Consider the following 20,685-nt stretch of genomic DNA (forward strand, 5'->3'; position numbering starts at 1 on the left):
AAATAACAAATCCAAGGACAATCTTAGAAATCACAATTGTACTCCGAGAAACATCCCCAGTGCGGCAGATGAAATTCCCAAGGAATAACTGATAAGTAAGTATATGATTCCTATTTGGTAACGTTTTTTAGTGAATAAAGAGTAGCTCTCCCATTTATATGTAGAAAAGGTCGTGAAGGCTCCCATAAAACCTGTTCCTGCCATTACCACAAAAAATGGGGCCAATGAAGAGCTTATTATTATACCTAATAAAAAACATCCAAGAATATTGATACAGCAGGTTGCCAATGGAAACATTCCTTGATAACTCCGATTTATCAGCAGACTGATTCCATAGCGAGCCACTGCTCCCAGACACCCGCCTAATGCTACTCCTATACTATTCAATAGCATCAGTCTCGCTCCCTCTCTGTGCTTAATCGAGTACCTATCAAAGAACCAAGCCATATCATTAGCAAACCTCCCCATAGACTGGCCAACACATAACAAATCGCTAGCATATATTGATGCTGATGCCAAAGAGTTAGCGTCTCTACACTAAAAGTCGAAAAGGTAGTAAAAGAGCCAATAAACCCTGTTCCTACTCCTACGGTAAACCAGGAAGGCAGTTGATTTCGAGTTAGGATATATTGATTGAGAATGCCTAATCCAATGCAGCCTATGAAATTAATTACTAGCGTTCCTAAAGGAAATGAAAGCCCCCACCAGCCCGATGTCCATGCTCCTAGTAAATATCGAGATACAGCCCCCATCATTCCTGATAGTCCAACAATAAAAAATGACATGCACTCCCTCCTCTATCATCTATTTCTGACACATATACAAACAAACTCCTACCAGCAATATTGCTGGTAGGAGTCATTAGCCTAACGGCGCTTCGGGCGAACTCCATCGCCTCTTATTTGCTTGTAAGTAACCCTAATCAACGGCACTATTCCTACGTGGATTATTTAAAGAAATCACATAGACTAGTGCTTATGCTTAGGTTCCTCATCCTCTACATAACGGATCGAGTCTAAACTAGATTTCAAGGAAGCCTTCATAGCATCAATGTATTTTTGACGAAGAACTTGTTGCTCCGCTTTTTCTTCTGGAGTTAAGCCAACACCCTTCGATTTCTTGGCTAATTCATTAATACGTTTTACCTCTGCATCAGTAACCAATGGTGATACCTCCTCAACTAACTTCTCTTTATTATAACACAAGACCAAAGAGAGGAGATATAAATTATGGTTTAAAGCCTACCGGTATGCTGGAATAACGAGATTATTTCCTGCATAAATCATTGGGCTATCTAATTGATTTCGTATCATGATCTCTTCCATTAGTTCTCTAACTGATAACCCGGATTCCTGTTGATATGCTTCCGCAATACTCCACAGCGTATCACCTGGCTGAATGGTAATGACAAGAGCTTCTTGCTGTGTATTGGGAGCTGCAATAGCCACTTTTTCTTTTCCAAAAATCATACTTCCTGCTGCAAAGGATACTATTATGATGAGCAGTATCGTTACTATAGCCTGCCCTCGTGTTATCCCTCTTCTATGGTGTACCAACGTGTTCTTATTCGTCGTTGTTCTTGTTTTATCTTTGTATAGATTCTGACAATTGCTAGATTGTACCATCATTATCATCACCCTCGCAAACGTTTGTTCTTATTTCGATAGCACAATCATAATGCGAACAAACATTCCTGTCAAGCAGGTGAAATCGAACTAATGTTTGTCGAACGCAAATTCTCATGGTATAATGTAGAAAATATCTGGATCGAGAGAATGAGGTGTTCGAAATGTCCAAACTCTCCAATCGCCAACAAGCGATCATTGATTTTATTCGTAAGGAAGTAAAAGATAAAGGTTATCCCCCGTCTGTCCGAGAAATCGGTGAAGCGGTAGGACTAGCTTCCAGTTCCACTGTTCACGGTCATCTTGCACGACTTGAAAAGAAGGGCTTAATCCGCCGCGATCCTACTAAGCCACGTGCTATTGAACTATTGGACGAAACTCGTATACAGGATGATTATGAAAGCTCCATTGTTCGTGTTCCAATGGTTGGTAAGGTAACGGCAGGTCAGCCTATTACAGCTATTGAACAAGTGGAAGAATATTTTCCATTGCCAGAAAACATCGTTACGTCTGACAATGTTTTCATGTTGCGCGTTATGGGAGAGAGCATGATTGAGGCAGGCATTTTAGATGGCGACTACGTAATTGTTCGCCAACAAAATGTAGCCAATAACGGTGATATCGTGGTAGCGATGACAGAAGAGGATGAAGCAACTGTTAAGCGTTTCTTTAAAGAGAAAACGCACTTCCGTCTTCAGCCAGAAAACTCTCAGCTTGAACCAATCATTTTAGATAGCGTTACAATTCTAGGTAAAGTGATTGGCGTTTACCGCCTTTTCCACTAGTACATTGAATTTTAATTTACTTGCTGACTTCTAACGTGCTTGAACGAAAAAACTCTTGGTAAAGATCATACTCACCAAGAGTTTTTTCGTTCTGAAACTTTTTAGCTAGCAACCGTTTCTATTACTTTCGATTAATGCTGTCATACAACAAGTATTGCATTCAGATTATTCCGTCATTTTTAGTAGAGATAAAGATGTTGCTAATGGGAATGGAACGGGCTTTGAAATCCATTCGAGCATTCATAGATCACCAGATACAGCATCTAATCATGATGGGCTGAAACAGAACTCTGTATTGACACAGCCGTCAGAACGGCTACTATATGTGGCTTTGATGTAACACTAGTTGGAGACGGACATTCTACAACAGATTCAACCAGTTTACCTGCCGAACAGATGATTACTCACCATAATCGGGTGTTACATGGACATGATAATGTGGATCATTTTCCTCTTGTAAGATATGCGCGTGAAAATCTGTTTTCTCCGACTCACAATCATTATCAGAAAAAGTAAATTGGCATACTCTCAAAAGAGCACCAAAACTCTACCATTAAGACCAATCCTGATTCAAGAACAAAAAAAATAAACCAAGATTGCCGCTTTTCTCTCCAGTTGATCATAGAAAAAATAATTGACAATCTCGGTTTTGTTCATTAGATCAAAAATTCAATACCTAATTTGATTATCCACAAAAAATTTTTACAAAGCTACAATAAAGAACCAGATAATCATGATTAGTTGAATAAAGATTTTCACAATAGCACTACTGAAGAATCCAATGAGGCTTCCTATAGCTATCTTAAAAGCTCGTTCAGCCGGTTGTTTTTGCATCAGCATTTCAATTAATAATACAAATACAAATGGAAGAATAATCATACCAAATGGCGGAAACGTAAATACACCAATGATAATACCTAATATTGAGCCAATTGCTGATGCCTTTGATCCTCCATACTTTTTAACAAAATACATATTGGTCATTAAGTCAGCACCATATAACATCACACTCAAAATTCCCATTCCCCACCAGAAGGAAACCGGCAGTCCTGCCCCCGGATCGGCAATCGCAAACTGATACAATAAGAAACCGCCCCATAATAAAACGGTATCAGGTAACACTGGCAAGAAGATGCCGGCGATACTAAGACCGAATAAGAGAATAACGATCAACCACAATAAAACATCCATGTTTAAACCCCCTCTTTGTTGCATCTTACCCGTTTTCTATATGTACGTATCAATGCTCTCCTACGTTTCATTTTTGTTTACAAGTTTTCCTTTTCTTGTTTGGTATACGTTTCTTCTCATCTACATATACGTGACTCCTTCTCTTTTATATGGTTCTGTCCTACATGAACAGGAAAAGGCCAGCAAGAAAAAAAATAAACTAAAAAAGGTAAAATATAACATTTGTAGAAATTTATTTTAGGTGATTTCATTTTTCCATTCATCAATCTGTGTACCCTATTTAGAAAAGGAAGGTAATAATATGAACAAAATCGTTTATTCTTTATTGGCAATACCTGTTGTTTTCTTACTGTCCTCGACTAGTTATGCTGCTCAAGAAAAGCATAGTACAACTCAAGTAAGTATGAGTAGTAATGCTTACAGTCAATTTTCTATTCCATTTGCATTAACAGTAAAGGAATGGGATAGAGGATATGGAGAAGCTGGGGTCACAGGACCTTTTTTCCTAGCTAAAGGTGGTACCGTAACAGTTACATTTGACAAGCATGTAGATACGCTGGGGTGGTACCTACTGAATGCAAATCGGTATGGAGCTGAAAAAATTTATCCAAAAGGATCTACCGTAACTGTGCCACGAAATTCACATTGGATTGTTATTCTACAAAACTCTAGCGTTAATCCTGTCACTATTTCAGGTAACGTGACTATTCACTAGGCTTTACTAAATCCTACACCTTCAGCTGATTAACAATCACCACTTACATCCGCTGTACCTACTAAGACTGTTTGTAGGAGAATGATAAGATTCAATAAAATAAGCACCATTTTAAATGCTAGATTATCTTTCATTCTCCTCCCCTTTTTTGAATACCTATTGACGAGAATTTTTGAATGGGACCATCCCAATCCTCTCTTCTCAATTCTTGATAATTATTATTTGTGTATTCAGAAATTAATGCGCGCCAGAATTTCTGTGCCGAAATATTTTGCTCGATCTCAGAAATTTCCCATTCTCCCTGGAATTGATGGCTTCATAGGGAATTTGCTGTATGCTAAACAGCCTTACTCATCACCATATTGTATCTTTTATTTTCTTACACGAACAATTTTTCCTCTATTTAATCTCAATAAATCTTCTACCTTTATTTTTACTAGAGAATTAGGCGAGCCTCCTCCCGTATAAACATACTCCAATTCTGTTACTCTAGGATCTACTAAAAAAATGGCCTCAAACCCAAAAGAAGGGACACCACCAGCTGGATAACCAGTTCCTTCTAACACTTCTTTTTCATTGGCCAAACGAGGTCTTTCAATATTGAGTGCTTTACTTACTCGTGATGTACTAGCTCTATCTTCACCTTTTACCACGGCAACAATTAATCTTCCAACTTGATCAACCATACAAATATTTTTAACCAACTCGTTAACAGGAACATTCACAGCTTTTGCCGCCTCTTCAACCGTATGACAAGATTGACCTAAAATAAAGTGCTGGGCATCAGCATTCTTTGAATGTAGATATTCTTTTACTTGCAACTCATAAGAATTCATATCCCCCTCTCCTTTCTAAAATATTTTCCTCATTTTACCTATGTTCCAATGACTTATCAATAGTAGTGGTGAATTTTAGTTACGTATAATTCGCCGTATTTTCTTGTTTTGGTTTTTTTAATGTATAAAGCATTCCAATAAAAATGAATAGGATACCCACTGTTTGAATAATACTTGGTCGAAATCCAATAATGACCACATCTAATAAAATAGCGACGGCTGGATCTAAAAATACCATTCCTGAAATGGTTCTGGTCGATAGCTTTCGTACACTATCGAAAAACAGAAGGTAAACAACACCAGTGTGGATAATACCAGTAATGATTGCATATGCCCAATTCAGCGTAGTTAAATCTAAAAATGCATGGTAATGAATAAAGGGAAGCAAACATATAGCGCCTAGGGCAGTTTGAATAAACGTGGTGGCATAGACACTTATTTGTTGCAAACTTTTCCCTAAAATCATCGTTAATGCATAAAAAAGGGCAGCTAGAATAGCGTACAAAAATCCAGTCATTTGAAACGAAGCATTTGAGAGATCGCCATCAACTCCAATAATGAAAATCGTTCCTACAAAGCATACCGATATTGCTAGAACTGATAGAGTTGTTAATTTTTCTCTAAAAATAAAGCTACCTACAAGTAAGACAATCATCGGGGCAAGATGATAGAGAGAGATCGCTACTGTAATTGAAATCAATTCAAAGGATTTAAATAAGAATATCCAATTTAACAGGTTTGCTATTCCACAGAAGCTAACTCTAATCAGTTCTTTTTTGCCCCATTGTTCTTTTTTATACGTTCCTGTAACAACCCATATAATACCAAGGAAAACTGTCGCACAAATGCATCTAATAAAAACTAATTCTAAAGCAGGAAGACCAGTTAACACAGAAAAAAAACCAACTGATCCAAAAATCGTCATCGCAATGAACATTTGAATAAAAGCCCTTATATTCATAATTTTTTCTCCATTCTATCTATAGAAGTTATTACTCTAACTACTATAGTTGATCCAAAAATAAAACGGGTTCATTGAACTGAAACCGCCCTCTTCCCACTAACGAATAAAAAGATTGCTTTCTAGACTAGATATAAGCTAATCACACAAAGTCGACTAGCATACAGAAATCCTTTTAAGTTATATACTATTATTCATAATATTGATGACATTGCAAGCATGCTTCTGCATTATTACAAAAAATTCAAAATAAATAAAGGAAATTCTACTTCGTCTTTTGCATTTCTATGAATAACAAACGATGTAGAGAGTAGCTTTGAAATAAAAACAAACCCATCCAAAAATGCTCAAGATAAATCAACTACCTTCATTATAGCTACAGATATTATAAAATAACCTAGAGATAAAAAAGGAAGGAGACGTAGATTTTGATAGCCACTTGTATTAGATACCATGGATTTGGTAGCCCGCAGGATTTGTTACAAGTTGAAGATAAACAAATTCAGCCCCCTATGAATGGAGAAATTCTTGTTCGTATGGTCGCTCGTCCCATAAATCCATCTGACTTAATCCCCATTAGAGGTGCATACTCTCATCGTATTTCATTGCCTACCATTCCCGGGTATGAAGGGGTTGGAATTGTTGAAGAAGTAGGTCCTTCTGTTCCTAAAGAGCTGCTTGGCAAACGTGTTCTTCCTTTGCGAGGTGAAGGTACCTGGCAGGATTATGTTACAGCACCAGCAGAATTAGCAATCTCCATACCTACTTCCATGGAAGATTACATCGCTGCCCAGCTATATATCAATCCCATAACAGCATGGGTTATTTGTACAGAAATATTACGATTAAAAGATGACGATATCCTTCTCGTCAATGCTTGTGGTTCTTCTATTGGACGTATCTTTTGCCAATTATCTACCATTCTTGGTTTTCGGCTGATTGCTGTCACAAGAAGCAATACGTATACAGAAGAACTTCTTCAACTCGGTGCCTCCTCTGTAATTAATACCTCTGACACCGTATTGCATCATACTGTTATGGAATTGACAAATGGACGTGGAGCAACTGCTGCTATTGATTCTGTAGGGGGAGCAGCTGGCTCAGATCTAGCTTTTTGTGTTCGTCCAAATGGTACTTTAGTAACGATTGGACTATTATCAGGGGTGCCTGTTCATTGGGGAGAAATTTCGCGTAGATCAAAGGTAAATATTAAATTGTTTCATCTACGACATTGGAATCAGCAGGTATCTGTACAAGCTTGGCAGGACACTTTTTCTCTATTACTAGCATTACTTATGGAACAAAAACTCGCGCTCATGATGCCTTACGCTCATTACGATCTATTTGAAGTACAGGAAGCTATTCGTGTTGCCGAATCCTCAAGGAATAGGGGGAAATTTTTTCTTACGTAATGAAATAGCAAACCATATGTTAGGCTGAGTCTTAGACAAGGAAAAGAGAGTTGTTACAGCCGTCAACTGCACTGTACTCGTTTCTTACATAAACATAAACAGGTCCTTCTGTTGAGAAGGACCTGTTTACCACTACCAGGCGACTTTTATTCGCCCACTAGCTTCTGAATAAATATAGTATCTACAAAGTGTAAAACTTATTCAGCAAATTTATAAAGAGAAAATTTAGCCGTAAAGCTCATTTTTTTTGTAAAGGAAGAATTTACACCTGCTTGAAATTGAACAGAGATATTTCCATCTTTTGTAGCTTTAAAGATACGGCCATATTTTGCGTACGTATCATATGTACCTATGACCTTATTATCGGCATCATAGACTGTGTAAGTGATCGGATAGCCTGAATTCGTTACTGTAACGCTAAGCTCCTCACCTTTTTTCAGATGGAAGGATTCTTTTGGAGTAACTTCATAAGAGCTTAAAGAATAATATTTAAAAACATCTTGATCCTGGACACTCGCCGCACTTACTTTTGTTGCTTCTAAACCTGTGAAGCTTGCTCCTGTCAATCCTGCAACTCCCAATACACCAGCTAAAAGAATTTTTTTAAACATCATAATTCCTCCCTTAGGTTTTTGTTAAAAATTAAAAACTATGAAAATTATTAAAATTGCTTTTAACCACTTTCTTCTAATTTGTTCACCTCCTGTTGTAATCATTATAGTTACATTGAGAAGTATTATCAAGAACTTTTTTCTTTTTTTTTACAAAAATCTTAAATTTATATTGAATAACAATATATTGACAATTAATAAAGTCCTATTTAACAGGCTTTTTCAAAAGTTATTAAAAATATTCTCACACATAAAAATGTGGTATTTTTAGGAAGGAAAAATCAATATTCAAAGAATACTTTTCTAACTATTCATTTAGTACCTCCAGTCTTATAGACAAATTCAAAAACACCTACTGTTCTATAGCTCATTTTCCTATCGAGTGATTTTCCAAGTTTATTATTTGGTAAGGTAAACAAATCAAACTTAATAGTTTTGGAGTTTTAAACATTCCTCCTCCATCCGCCAACAAAATGCGGATTTTGTACGTTAAACCCTGTTTGACCGAAAAAATGCCGGTATCCTATTCGCTAAGGAAACCGGCTATTCCCGTTATGGCTACTTTATTTGTATTCCCACCGTAGTTTGATTTAGTGCCGCACGTAGACCATAAGCTAACTGTTCGGGGTCATCCACTGCCCAGAAATGCAGGAAGAATAATCGAGGAGATTCATCCAACATGTGATTATGTATAGCTGTTACGGTAATCCCATTTTTCGTTAATTCACGGATAACCGGATTCACTTCGTTTGAAAACAATACGAAATCGCCAGTTGTTGCGGCTTTGTCACCAATCACTTGAAAGTTAATGGGCATCCCGATACCCATAGCAGGTAGAATACCTACACCCTTTTCCGTAATTTCTTCCGGTCTTGGAATAGAGAATTGAAACACCTTGCCTCTTTGTTCACCTTTCCACCCTATAATGTCCTCAACTTTAGACCAGTTAAAAGTTGACGGAGATTTCTCAGGAGGTGTAGCAGTTAGTGGAGTGCCTGTTACGGTAAGAACATCCTTCATCTTTTCAGCCAGAATAGCTGGATCACCGTGGCCAGCAACATGTAAATACATGATTTTTGGATTTTCTTCGATGATATGGTTGTGTAAAGCAGTTACTTCAATTCCAAGCTCAGCTAACTTTGTCTCGACAGGCTTGACTTCTTTTTCAAGGAGAACAAGATCGCCCATCATCATAGCATGGTTATCAACTTGTTTAAATGCCAAATAAGATGTTAAAGCAAGGTTTGGATCAATTTGAACACTTCCTACTTTTACCTGTAAATCGGAACGTGGAAACGTTACTTTAAAAACGTCGTTTTGAATTGACCCCTTGTTAAAAACTCTTTTGACAGACTCCCAATTAAGACCTTGTTTTTGAGAGATTCCCGAGAGGCTTTTTGTAACTGCTTCACCTTGAAAGACACCTTTTTGATCAATTCTATTGGTTACTTTCATGATTCCAACAATTGCAACCAATACTACTGTAAGGATCGACACCAGCATCAACGACTTCTTCATTTCTGCCTCCTACATCATACTTCATCCCTTTCTTTCCCAAAGATGTGTTTATTTATACACAGAGAACTGCCAACGAAATGTAGATTTTGTATGTTAAGCACTGTTTGAGCATAAAGATGCTGGTATCCTGTACGCTAAGAATACCAGCATTATTAGTTATTTGTACTGTAGCAAACTTCTAAATTTGTAGAACAAAAAGATGGCTTTTACGAACAGATCAATTGCAAGCGAAATCCATACTCCTGCGATTCCCATTTGGAAATGTATTTCTAATACACCGCCTTATTTTATTGCGTTGCGTGCTTCCTTCACAATTCTGCTAACATACATGTAATTCATTGTTTATTCACTATTTTCTAGGGTATATCGTCACAATGACTCCATCTATATTATTTCCTGAAATTTCATAGATTCGATTTGCTGGTACTTTAATCGTACTGGACTCGTTGTTGGACACAGGGTAATAATAAATATCATATTTTTCACCATGAACATTAAATGAAATCAATTTTTCTGTTTTCAAATAATCCAAATATTCCTCCAGTACAAAGCCATGTTCTCGAATAATAGCACTGTGTGGCCATCCAACAAAACGGTAATGCCAGGGTTCATATTGCGTACCAGTGATCCCTACTTTTTCCTTTGGATAACGTAAAATAAACCCATATTTATAAGCACTTTTTTTAAGCCACTTTCCCTCAGATGCTTGATCCATCTTCATTTGTGTAGACCCAATATCAAGAGATAACCCTAAATTGTGTTCGCTATATCCATCGGGCAATGCATAGTCAGAGCCTAATTTTTCATAAAGCTCATTTTGTTCATCACTGTTTCGAAAACCGCTATTAATAATAAAATGTCGGACGTTATCCTTTTTGGCGTCACTTACCAGATCCATAAATAGTTGGGCCACACTCTTTGATAAATAAATATTTTCATCAAATAATTTATATCCTTTTACCAGTTCCTTATGTTCTGAGAGATTGACCACATCAGATTTTACACCTTCTTCATGAACGGGGATTTCCTTATTGACTAATAATAGATTACCTTGGTGAACTTGATCTCTAGAGATTTTTATTGTTAGGTTATTTTCTTCAGAAATCTCTTTTTGGGCTGTATTGTTTTGGTATATTTCGAGAGTTGTATAGCCCAGTAGCAAAAGTATAAAAAGTAATAGAAACCATCTCTTCATTTTCAGCTTCCTCCTCAATCTTGTCTATGTAGGATAGAGAAAACTGTTTAAATAAAAAGTAGGGTGAAAATAAAATTTTTCTTAAATCGTATTTCCAGCATATTATTTTAATTTCCTTAATAATTTCTCTTGTAATCCAAAGCAATCAAACAAGCGCAGATGGTAAGAAACAGGATTCGAAATCTATACGTATAAAAACGGAGAATTTACAAAGGACACATACAGCTTTGAAACAAATCAATTGATAGGACAAAGGCTATAACAAATAACGAAAAAACGAATACATCATGTATGAAAAAGGAAAAAGCGGCTCAAGTAGGAGCCGCTTTCTTATCATTGCTTATTCAGCTTCAAATCACTATTCCAATATCTAATGGGTGCCTATCAACAAAGCTGCCAATATAAATTGACTACTCTGCTACTCCTGTACCCAAGTATAGCCTATTTTCAGAGTCTACCGCTCACTGCCTACCAATAAATTGATTTCTTCATAGGAAATCATTTCGTTTTTTCTCTCTCCAAACTTTCTCACAACAGGGGTAGGATTTTGATTAAAATTCATACTTAGGCTTTGGTTAGAGTAGTGCCCTGCTGGATCAATATAGTATTTAAAATCTATAATTTTTTCTATATCGATCTCTGCATAGGCAATTCCTTCAGTTTCTGCTGGTATCATTTCACTAATTGGCTCTCCATCTGGTCCATAAATGCAAGTATGCCCGCTCTTAAACGTATCAAAATACTCTCTTTGTTCTGAAGTTAAGCAAATCATATCTTTCATCTCTTCAGAATAAATGGATGAAGTCATCAATACAAAGGTTTGGGTGGAGATCGCATAATATCTACTTGAAATTTCATCATCAAAATATCCAGGCCAAGAAGCTACGTGAACTTGTTCATTCTGTGAATTCATCGCAAGAAGATCTAATGGTACTTGATGCTCCCAGCACATCAGTCCACCCAAATTCCCAAGCTCTGTTTCAAAGACAGGCATTAAGCTTCCACTTCCATCGCCCCAGATCAACCTTTCAGCAACCGATGCCCTCATCTTTCTATGTTTTCCAATTAAATCTCCGTTCGGATTAAACCATAATTGTGCTAGATATAAAGAACCCCCATCCTTTTCACTGCAAGAAATACAAACGTACGTTTGATTTCTTCTAGCTGCTTCACTTATCTTTTGAATCGCCAAGCTTGGGATTTCAACTGCATTTTTATATAGCTCATGATAGAATTTTCTCGTATATTCTGGATGTCCAATAAACGCAAACCAAGGGTAGCCTGGAAGAAATGCTTCTGGAAATGCAACTAGCTTCGCACCATTAGAAGCAGCTTCATCAATTAATTTGCAAGATTTCTCAACCGTTGCATCTAAATCTAAATATACGGGCGCTGCTTGAACTGCCGCTGCACAAAATTTAGGATATTTCTTCATCGTAATTCCTCCTCTTGTTTTTTGTTTATTACCTTTTCAAATTAGTTTGAATCGTTCTTGCAACACAAATGCTATCATTTACTAATTTTGGTGTAACCATCCACTTAGTGGTTTTTTTATCCATCCACTATCAATTCCAGACCGTCCAAATTTCGGGGATGATCTAACATGATAGACCTCAGGAATTTGTTATGAGCATAGCTTGTTAGTCCACCAGCTCAGAGCATAGTCACATTTATGCTTTGGTTCGCTACGTATAAAAAAAGACCTCCAAAAATGAAGGTCTCTAACATACAAAATCACTTATTTCATAAGGTATTAACAGCTTTCGTTTAGAAGCATTGATGTCTTATTTATCATCCTAATTCGTGGCCAGTAATGATAATATATGCAACCAAGAATACATTTAAAGCTAATATAACGCCAGTAGACAGCCAAGCTAACCATTTTACCCACGTACGATTCACAAACTCGCCCATTTTTCTTTTATCGCTTGTAAACAACACGAGAGGAATAACTGCAAATGGAAGTTGCAAGCTTAGTACGACTTGACTCCATAATAGTAAATCGCCTGTTCCTCTTGAACCAGCTATCCAGGTTACGATAAACGCAGGGACGACAGCAATAAGACGTGTAATGATACGGCGTAGCCAAGGTGAAATGCGTAACTGGATAAAACCTTCCATAACAATTTGTCCCGTTATGGTTCCTGTTATTGTTGAATTTTGACCGGAAGCGAGCAATGCAACCGCAAATAATGTACTCGCAATACCGACGCCAACAGTTGGACTCAGGAGCTCATAGGCCCCTTCAATTTCAGATACGTCCAGTCCAGTTCCGTGGAAAGCTGCCGCCCCGAGAATTAAAATGGCGGAATTAATTAGGAAAGCAACGGAAAGGGAAACGGTTGAATCGAGCATCGAAAACTTAAGTGCCTCTTTGCGTCCTTCCCGGTTCCGTTTATATTGTCGTGTTTGAACGATGGACGAATGTAAATACAAATTATGTGGCATCACGGTTGCTCCTAAAATCCCAAGTGAAACAAACAGCATTTCTGGATTGGTAACAATTTCAACCTTTGGAATATAACCGTAGAATAACGCTGATACTTCCGGCTTGGAAACGATCAATTCAAAGGCAAATACACCAAAGATCGTTGTCATTAGCACAATAATGATCGATTCAATAATCCTGAATCCTTTTTTCTGTAGCATTAATAACAGCAAAACATCAAGAGTGGTAATGACAATTCCCACTAAAAGCGGGATACCAAACAACAAATTTAAAGCAATCGCGGAGCCGATCACCTCTGCCAAATCGGTTGCGATAATGGCAAGTTCAGTTAAAATCCAAAGAACAAAAGCCGTTTTTTTACCTACCGAATCACGCGTAGCTTGCGCTAAATCCCGACCAGTGACGATCCCCAGCTTAGCTGCCAAAGATTGTAGTAAGATGGCGATTAGGTTGGAAATTAAAATAACAGACAGCAATGTGTAACCAAACCGTGCTCCACCGGCAATCGACGTTGCCCAGTTTCCTGGATCTACATAGCCAACCGCTACCAATGAACCAGGACCGGCAAAAGCTAAAAATTTGCGCCAGAACCCTGCATTACTAGGAATGCGAACGGAATTATTAACTTCTTCTAAGCTTACATTGGAACTTCTCTGTAACCAACCGCTATTGTCTTTTGCTTCTTCGACTCGAGCATTCATGTTTCTTCCTCCCACTAAATTGCATTAAGGAAATTATGTTTCCTTAAGGAAAAAATATATGTAAAAAAAAGTACACCGATCGTGTGTGTATATTTATATAATACGACCACCTAGTTTCATTTGTAAATATTTTTTAACCTAATGCAACTTTTTGTCTCGAAAGAAACTTTCCACCTGATTAAGGATTACCAATATGTTAATGAATACATTCAAAGTCTTATAACCATATTTTTATAAACATTAAACCCTCTGCCTTTTAAAATCTGACAGAGGGTTCATATCTTTAGAAGTAGATAGGAGCATCTAAATCGTTGAAGGCTGCTTACTATCGGGATTGAACCTTTCACCTTATTCGAATAGCTTCTTCTCCCTACGTAGCTTTACTAGTTTTTTTTGTTTGCCATTTGCTAAACTGGTTAGAATCATTCCGATTATAACGACAATCATTCCAAGTAATGATAGCCCCCTCGGGAATGATCCATTTAACAAGATTACTTCACCAAGAACGGTAAAAATCATCGTTCCCGATTGTGTTGATTCAACTGCTGCAAGCAAGCCCATATTATTTTTAGCCCCCAAGCCCAACTAGTACCTCCAAGGTTCATGGCCCGATTTATGATAAATGTAGCCGAAAAAAACAAGGAGGATAATATCCCAACTAATACTGCTCTCATATTTATTCACCTCTTTTTCACAAAATAATATACTATACTTAATTATATTAATTGTAAAGTATAATATATTATACTGATTCAACCCAAAAACGTTTATAAATTACTAATTATGACAAATTCCCTCTCAGCACGATATAGTATAATATATAAATACAAGGAAAAAGTAAACTAAATATCAAAAGGGTGTAATAAAAGATGAGTTCTACTAAAGATGAAACAAAGAAACTGATTCAATTTGTAGGAACAACACTTCGAGAGCTCAGAAAGGAACAGAAATTAAGCTTAGAGGAGTTGGCGGCAAAGACAGGAGTCAGCAAACTTACACTGGGAAATATTGAACGTGGCGAAACGAATCCAACGCTAGGGATGCTGTGGAAAATTTCGAATGGCCTTTCCGTACCATTGATGACACTTTTAAAACCGGAAAATGAAATTAATATTTTACGTGCCGGACAAGGGCCACAAATTTCGGAAGAGGGTCAGGAATGGATTCTTGAACCTTTGTTTAGTGATACACGGGGAGGAATTGAGATGTATCGTGGTTTCCTACAACCCCATTGTACGTATGAGCCTGAATCTCATCATCCTGGAACGATAGAGATTGCTACCGTAATGGCAGGAGAAGTTCAATTAACGATTGGAGAATTTTCCTATACTCTTAACAAATACGACTCGATTCAATTTACAGCGAGTGAAAAACATATTTACGCAAACCTACAGGATGAACAGGTCGTACTTCATTTAACGATAAGTTATAAATAGTATTTTTTATAAACAAAATTGGTTCAAACTTTTTTAATTGAATGTTGGTGATTACAGAGAAACTTATATAAAATGAACATTTATATTGCATTATCTTTTTTTACTTTTTATAAAATCATAACAAAATCACTGTCAATTTAGCAGTCATTTATCGCCCCCCTTTTTAAGTAAAGGGGCTTTTTCTTATTTCTCTCCTGTAATTTCACCATTTTGACACACGATTATATTGCCCTATTTATCATTTATCAGACTAGCAATTAATAATAGAATGTAACCTTTTTCAGTCCCTTCAGCTCTTTTAACGCTTGTAGGAAGAAAACACAGCAGTTCATATTTCATTATCTTTCGTTATTTTTTTTAAAAAATTAACAGCTAAAAGTAACTTTGACAAAGATGCTTTTCGCTATTCAATTCACAGAAAACCAAATGATAAAATGTTTCTATAAAAATTATAACAAAATATCCCAACTCGATATTTTGTTATTACTTAAGGGAGGTTTATTTACATTTAAATGTTTTAACAAATGGCTAGGTATCATTTCATATTCTTCAACCATGCGAATGTATACTTGGTCTTAAAAAATGACTCAAATATTCTATAGAAAAGAGAGAAAACAAGATGAAGTTACCAAAAATGTATAAGTGTTTACTAGCAACCGCACTCCTCGGTCAATTCACCACCTATCCAGAACTATCACATGCGGCTTCGAGCGAGAGAGAAGTAATCAACGACCAAGACGCTAATTTTAAAGGCTTATTAGGCTACTACTTTACTGATAAAGAGTTAAAAGAAACCGCTCTGATTTCGAATTCAGAGTCTGGTGATCTATCCGTTGATAACGATCAAATCGATGATATGTTACCTGATGAATTAAAACAATTTAAATCCGCTATGTGGACAGGATTTGTAAAAGCAGGAAAATCAGGTGAATATACTTTCTCCACGTCAGATAATGACCACACCATATTATGGATAGATGATCAACAAGTCATCGATCAATCCTCCTCTACGCAAAAAATCTATCTAGAAAAAGGGAAGCTATATAAAGTAAAAATAACCTATAAGCCAGAATCCCCTACAGCTAACGAATTTGGCTTACAGCTAAAATGGATAACTCCTGCAGGAAAGAAAGAAATAATTCCAGAGGGAAATTTACTTCTACCTGACATAAAAAATCAACCAGAGAATGAATCCAGTAGAAAAAAAAGAAGTATTTCAGCAACTTCTGATGACGGAGTCGAAGATACTGATGGTGACGGCATCCCTGATTCGTTAGAAAATGAAGGATATACCTTGGATATCAAGAATAAAAAACTCACCCTGATGCCTTGGATTGAAAAAGTCCATGGAAAAAAAGTAACGAGATTTGGAGAACCGTTAACAAAATATACATCCTCTGCTTATAAATGGAGCACGGCTTCTGATCCATATAGCGATTTCGCGAAAGTATCAGGAATCATTGATAAGAAGGTAAAAGTGAGACATCCGTTACTTGCTGCGTATCCTAATTTACAGGTCCATATGGACAAATTCATTATTTCGAAAAATAGAAATGAAACGCTAGAAAATGGGGGAAATGCAAGTAACACGATCAGTGGAAGTACGTCCACAAGCAATACTCATTCAACAGAAGTATCTGTTGGAGCTGAAGTCAATGTTTCCTTATTTAACTTTGGTGGAAGTGTATCCACTAATTTTAGCGATAGCAATTCACAGACAGTAACCATCGATCATTCGAGTTCAGAGAGTTTGGGAAGGAACTGGTCCAAGAGCATAGGTTTAAATGCAGGAGAAGCTGCCTATTTCAATGCGAATATCCGATATGTTAATAATGGTACCGCTCCTATCTATGAAGCAGCACCTACTACTTCTCTCGTACTAGGTAAAAACGATACCATTGCAACGATAAAAGCAAAAGAAAACCATCTAGCAAATGTAGTGTTACCAGACCGTTTTTATCCAAACAAAGATCAAGCAGCCATTTCCCTACAAACCAAAGACGATTTTGGGTCCAGCCCCATCACAATCAATAAGGATCAGCTTGATATTCTGGAGCAGACAAAACAAATGCGATTAGAAACTGACCAGGTTTCAGGTTATGTAGGTGTAATCGATCCTAAAACAAAATTAGTTGAGGTAGATAAAGATAAGCAGTGGAGTCATATTATCCCTCAAATCGAGGAAACATCTGCTCGATTGATCTTAAAAACACCAGACGATCTAGAGATAGAAAGACGAGTAGCTGCCATTGATCCTATTGACTTTATCGAACAAACGAAGCCAGATGTTACATTAGGAGAAGCGCTCCAATTAGCTTTTGGTTTTGAAGACAAGAACGGAACATTATCTTACAAAAATACGAGTATAGATAATTTTAAATTGGTGTTTGATGAAGAAACAGCTGCAAATATTGAAAAACAATTAGAAAACATGGAAACAGAAAGTATCTATGACGTCCAATTACATGCTCGCATGAATATACTAATTTCACCGAAGAAGGATGAACCTACAGATGATGTTGAAGTATCTGATTGGGAAACAATAGATGGAGAAAAGTATTACTATAGATTTGGTGAAATGCAAACAGGATGGCAAACGATAGATGGGAAAAAATATTATTTTAATAAAAATGGTGTGCTAGAACCCAGCAGAGTAATTGAGGATGGTACCTATCAAATAAAAACAGCATTAAAAAATAACAGTCTCGTTGATTGGAATAGAAGCGATAATAATATCACGTTGTATGAAAAGCACAATGGCAGTAATCAAAAATGGGAATTAGAATATAATGACACTCATCAAGCGTATGTGATTCGAAATTTAGAAGATAACAATAAAATTATGGCTTGGAATGCTTATCAGAATTTAACCAATGTATTTGCTACACCGTTTGAAGGGAAAGAAGAACATTTTTGGATTCCTGAATCGCTAGGTAATGGTTTCTATAAATTAAAAAACAAGAAAGATCCTACTAAAGTGTTAGATGTAGATGGTTCAGGTACTTCAAACGGGTCCAACATTCAGGTAAGTAATTATAAAGGTACTGATAATCAAAAGTGGGAATTAGAAAAATTGGAAGCAAATTAGGTTGTCAGTCAACGTTTGTACATTGAAATAAACATGAAGGTAATGACTGAACCTCCCGCTATCCCATAGATGTCAAAAACAGCCCTCTTTTCCATAGTAATCACATAATAGATGTACTAAAAAAGAGGGCTGTTTTCTTCATTTGTCGAGGACACTGATAAACGAGTGATTTTATCTTCGATGGATATACAAAAGACTCTACTACCTTCGGGGGTTCCACTACATGTAAGGAGGAATTTGATGCCACACAGAAATAAAATGCTAAAAGTCCTGAGTACAACTACGATGCTGTTGGCTTTAACAGCCACTTCTCCAGCGTTTTCCTATATTACTCATGCCGCAAATGGAATACATGATGTAGAAGATAAAAAGAAAGAGGATAAAGAAAAAAAAGAGAAAGAAGATAAAGAAAAGAAAGAGCGAGAGAAAAAAGCCAGAGAAGAAAGAATGAAAGAAATTAGTAAAGGAATTGTAACAACAGAGTTTAACAGTGAAGAAGAACAACGATTACAAGATACCCAAGCCCTATTAAAAAAACTTTCGCCTGAAGTATTGGAAATGTATGAAAAGGTGGGAGGAAAAATTCATCTGACAGATAAAAGTATTGCAGAAAATCCTACTGTCCGGGATATCAGTGAAAAAGAAAAGCAGATAAAAGATAGCGAAGGAAATGAAGTTTCCTTAGATTCTCATTTTGTATTTTCAATAGGTGGTAAAAACCCAGCTCTGATTATCCATACAGAAGAGTATTCGGAAAGCCACAGCAAAAGCAAAGAGGTATATTATGAGGTAGGAAAAGCAATCGCTCGTGACACGTTAGAAGAAAATACTTTTGCAAATGAAGCGTTTTTAGAAGCTGTACATCAAGCAAAAGCAGACGAAGATGCAAGCGCGTTACTCCTTTCACATCTACCCCCTCATGAAGGTGAGTATGATACCACATATGTGAAAGAACACATCAATGAATTTCGAGAGGTGTTTGCACAAGCATTTTCGTATTATTATGAACCTAGCTATCGACCTGTATTAAAAGCTTATGCACCAGAAATGTTTAGGTACATGGATGACATGAGCAAAAAGGGATTTGAAGAAATAAATAAGAGTTTGAATGAAACAGAAAAGCCAGAACGAAAAGACTTCAAGGAAGATGTAACAGCAGCTGATACGTGGTACAAAGAAATGTATAAGGAATATAGTCAGAAGCTCAAACCTGAGCAAAAAGCAGCCATCCAATTATATACCACTCAAAATTATAAAACGATCAATAAAGGATTACGAGAGGATAATCTGCCTGTAGACAAGATAAAAGAAGTGCGAGACATGTCGAAGGCTTTAGCCAAGTCCCCTATTTCAGAAGCAGGAGTTGTGTATAGAAAAGTTGGGAAAGATGCGCTAGGTATTGACATCACGACTAACTTTAAAAATCAAAATGTTGTAACGAAATTGAAAAATGACTTAGAAGGTTCAATCAGAGAAGAGAAAGCTTTTCTTAGTACCTCAGTAGCGAACCACTTTAGTGAATCCTTCGATGCAAAAACAGTTCTATTTAAAATAAATATTCCAGAAGGAACACATGCTGCTTATATTTTTGGAGACCTTGCTACCTACCAAGGAGAATCCGAACTAATCATAGATAAAGGCTCTTCTTACAGGATTGATAAAATTAATACGTATGAATACACGAAAAAATCTGGAGTTAAACAAACAAATTTACTAGTAGAAGCAACATTACTTCCAAGTGATCTTGCAGACAATATCAATACGGCAGCAAAAGAGCTGGAAAAGCATGGATTGAAGGATCAGCAAGATAATATATTGGAAAAATTTATTGATTTAGATGAGTCTTTATCTGATCTAGACCGACTATTAAAAAAATCGAATGAAATGAATGAAGAACAAACGCTAGAATATTTTAAAGCAATTGTTGATAATGTCAGTCATGTAAATAAACATGATGCTACTATCCTAAACACATTATTAACGAATAGCAAAGAAAATACAGAATTTACTACTTGGTTAGAAGATGTAAAAACAATGTACGGGCATATTGAAACGATACAAAAATTAAGCGACAATGAAATAATTGAATACCTAACAACATTAAAAGGTAAATTAGACTCTGATAACAGCTAATAGAATCTAAGATGCTTTTCCATACTCTA

The 20,685-nt window shown here is 36.5% G+C and carries 18 protein-coding genes, 2 pseudogenes and 1 riboswitch; of the genes and pseudogenes, 7 read left to right on the top strand and 13 right to left on the bottom strand.

Features of this window, described 5'->3' with window-relative positions; translation table 11 throughout:
• Positions 1–30: 30 nt before the first annotated feature.
• The 4 genes from crcB (BrL25_RS00725) to yneA form a co-directional block, all read right to left on the bottom strand.
• Complete coding sequence (gene crcB / locus BrL25_RS00725; protein WP_018670430.1) at positions 31–393, bottom strand: fluoride efflux transporter CrcB; 363 nt, start codon at positions 391–393, stop codon at positions 31–33.
• A complete protein-coding gene (gene crcB / locus BrL25_RS00730; RefSeq protein ID WP_018670429.1) occupies positions 393–785 on the bottom strand; it encodes a fluoride efflux transporter CrcB in 393 nt (130 codons plus the stop codon). The genes crcB (BrL25_RS00725) and crcB (BrL25_RS00730) overlap by 1 nt, the downstream gene beginning before the upstream one ends.
• Positions 786–845: 60 nt before the next feature.
• Positions 846–905: riboswitch (Fluoride riboswitch) on the bottom strand.
• Positions 906–968: 63 nt separating this feature from the next.
• On the bottom strand, positions 969–1,163 hold the full coding sequence (locus BrL25_RS00735; RefSeq protein WP_018670428.1) for a DUF896 domain-containing protein: 195 nt from the start codon (positions 1,161–1,163) through the stop codon (positions 969–971).
• A 78-nt stretch (positions 1,164–1,241) separates the two neighbouring features.
• Entirely contained in the window at positions 1,242–1,628 is a 387-nt protein-coding gene (gene yneA / locus BrL25_RS00740) for a cell division suppressor protein YneA (RefSeq protein ID WP_018670427.1), read from the bottom strand.
• Positions 1,629–1,789: 161 nt separating this feature from the next.
• On the opposite strand from yneA, the gene lexA reads away from it, so the two are divergent.
• Both lexA and BrL25_RS26435 read left to right on the top strand, forming a co-directional pair.
• A complete protein-coding gene (gene lexA, locus BrL25_RS00745) occupies positions 1,790–2,410 on the top strand; it encodes a transcriptional repressor LexA (protein ID WP_018670426.1) in 621 nt (206 codons plus the stop codon).
• 118 nt (positions 2,411–2,528) lie between these two features.
• A pseudogene (locus BrL25_RS26435) lies at positions 2,529–2,926 on the top strand (isochorismatase family protein); the annotation flags it as partial.
• A gap of 186 nt (positions 2,927–3,112) precedes the next feature.
• Here BrL25_RS26435 and BrL25_RS00750 read toward each other — a convergent pair.
• The gene (locus tag BrL25_RS00750; RefSeq protein ID WP_018670425.1) at positions 3,113–3,601 is read right to left on the bottom strand and encodes a DUF456 domain-containing protein; all 489 of its coding nucleotides are present in this window, start codon (positions 3,599–3,601) and stop codon (positions 3,113–3,115) included.
• Between the two features lie 301 nt (positions 3,602–3,902).
• Here BrL25_RS00750 and BrL25_RS00755 point away from each other — a divergent pair, with 301 nt between their 5' ends.
• The gene (locus BrL25_RS00755) at positions 3,903–4,316 is read left to right on the top strand and encodes a hypothetical protein (protein ID WP_018670424.1); all 414 of its coding nucleotides are present in this window, start codon (positions 3,903–3,905) and stop codon (positions 4,314–4,316) included.
• A gap of 371 nt (positions 4,317–4,687) precedes the next feature.
• Here the strand turns inward: BrL25_RS00755 and BrL25_RS00760 are convergent, their stop codons facing one another.
• Both BrL25_RS00760 and BrL25_RS00765 read right to left on the bottom strand, forming a co-directional pair.
• Positions 4,688–5,152 carry an aminoacyl-tRNA deacylase gene (locus BrL25_RS00760; protein WP_018670422.1) on the bottom strand — a complete coding sequence of 155 codons (465 nt, stop codon included), beginning with the start codon at positions 5,150–5,152 and terminating at the stop codon, positions 4,688–4,690.
• Positions 5,153–5,231: 79 nt separating this feature from the next.
• Positions 5,232–6,113: a DMT family transporter gene (locus BrL25_RS00765; RefSeq protein WP_018670421.1), complete on the bottom strand. Its 882-nt coding sequence runs from the start codon at positions 6,111–6,113 to the stop codon at positions 5,232–5,234.
• 428 nt (positions 6,114–6,541) lie between these two features.
• On the opposite strand from BrL25_RS00765, the gene BrL25_RS00770 reads away from it, so the two are divergent.
• Positions 6,542–7,525 (top strand): zinc-dependent alcohol dehydrogenase family protein, encoded by a 984-nt coding sequence (locus BrL25_RS00770; RefSeq protein ID WP_018670420.1) that lies wholly within the window; start codon positions 6,542–6,544, stop codon positions 7,523–7,525.
• 197 nt (positions 7,526–7,722) lie between these two features.
• Here BrL25_RS00770 and BrL25_RS00775 read toward each other — a convergent pair whose 3' ends face one another.
• The 6 genes and pseudogenes from BrL25_RS00775 to BrL25_RS00800 form a co-directional block, all read right to left on the bottom strand.
• On the bottom strand, positions 7,723–8,139 hold the full coding sequence (locus tag BrL25_RS00775; protein WP_026315046.1) for a hypothetical protein: 417 nt from the start codon (positions 8,137–8,139) through the stop codon (positions 7,723–7,725).
• Positions 8,140–8,694: 555 nt separating this feature from the next.
• Positions 8,695–9,654 carry a DUF1259 domain-containing protein gene (locus tag BrL25_RS00780; RefSeq protein ID WP_018670418.1) on the bottom strand — a complete coding sequence of 320 codons (960 nt, stop codon included), beginning with the start codon at positions 9,652–9,654 and terminating at the stop codon, positions 8,695–8,697.
• A gap of 349 nt (positions 9,655–10,003) precedes the next feature.
• Positions 10,004–10,849 (bottom strand): D-Ala-D-Ala carboxypeptidase VanY, encoded by an 846-nt coding sequence (locus tag BrL25_RS00785; RefSeq protein WP_018670417.1) that lies wholly within the window; start codon positions 10,847–10,849, stop codon positions 10,004–10,006.
• A gap of 454 nt (positions 10,850–11,303) precedes the next feature.
• Positions 11,304–12,284 carry a carbon-nitrogen hydrolase family protein gene (locus BrL25_RS00790; RefSeq protein WP_018670416.1) on the bottom strand — a complete coding sequence of 327 codons (981 nt, stop codon included), beginning with the start codon at positions 12,282–12,284 and terminating at the stop codon, positions 11,304–11,306.
• Positions 12,285–12,640: 356 nt separating this feature from the next.
• The gene (locus BrL25_RS00795; RefSeq protein ID WP_018670415.1) at positions 12,641–13,999 is read right to left on the bottom strand and encodes an Nramp family divalent metal transporter; all 1,359 of its coding nucleotides are present in this window, start codon (positions 13,997–13,999) and stop codon (positions 12,641–12,643) included.
• A 348-nt stretch (positions 14,000–14,347) separates the two neighbouring features.
• A pseudogene (locus BrL25_RS00800) lies at positions 14,348–14,572 on the bottom strand (multidrug resistance efflux transporter family protein); the annotation flags it as partial.
• 296 nt (positions 14,573–14,868) lie between these two features.
• On the opposite strand from BrL25_RS00800, the gene BrL25_RS00805 reads away from it, so the two are divergent.
• From BrL25_RS00805 to BrL25_RS00815, 3 genes are all read left to right on the top strand, one after another.
• Entirely contained in the window at positions 14,869–15,435 is a 567-nt protein-coding gene (locus BrL25_RS00805) for a helix-turn-helix domain-containing protein (protein WP_018670413.1), read from the top strand.
• Positions 15,436–16,054: 619 nt separating this feature from the next.
• Entirely contained in the window at positions 16,055–18,523 is a 2,469-nt protein-coding gene (locus BrL25_RS00810) for a binary toxin-like calcium binding domain-containing protein (protein WP_099327215.1), read from the top strand.
• Between the two features lie 240 nt (positions 18,524–18,763).
• Entirely contained in the window at positions 18,764–20,656 is a 1,893-nt protein-coding gene (locus BrL25_RS00815; RefSeq protein ID WP_099327216.1) for an ADP-ribosyltransferase, read from the top strand.
• Positions 20,657–20,685 lie beyond the last annotated feature (29 nt).

Source organism: Brevibacillus laterosporus DSM 25 (assembly GCF_002706795.1).
Classification (GTDB): domain Bacteria; phylum Bacillota; class Bacilli; order Brevibacillales; family Brevibacillaceae; genus Brevibacillus_B; species Brevibacillus_B laterosporus.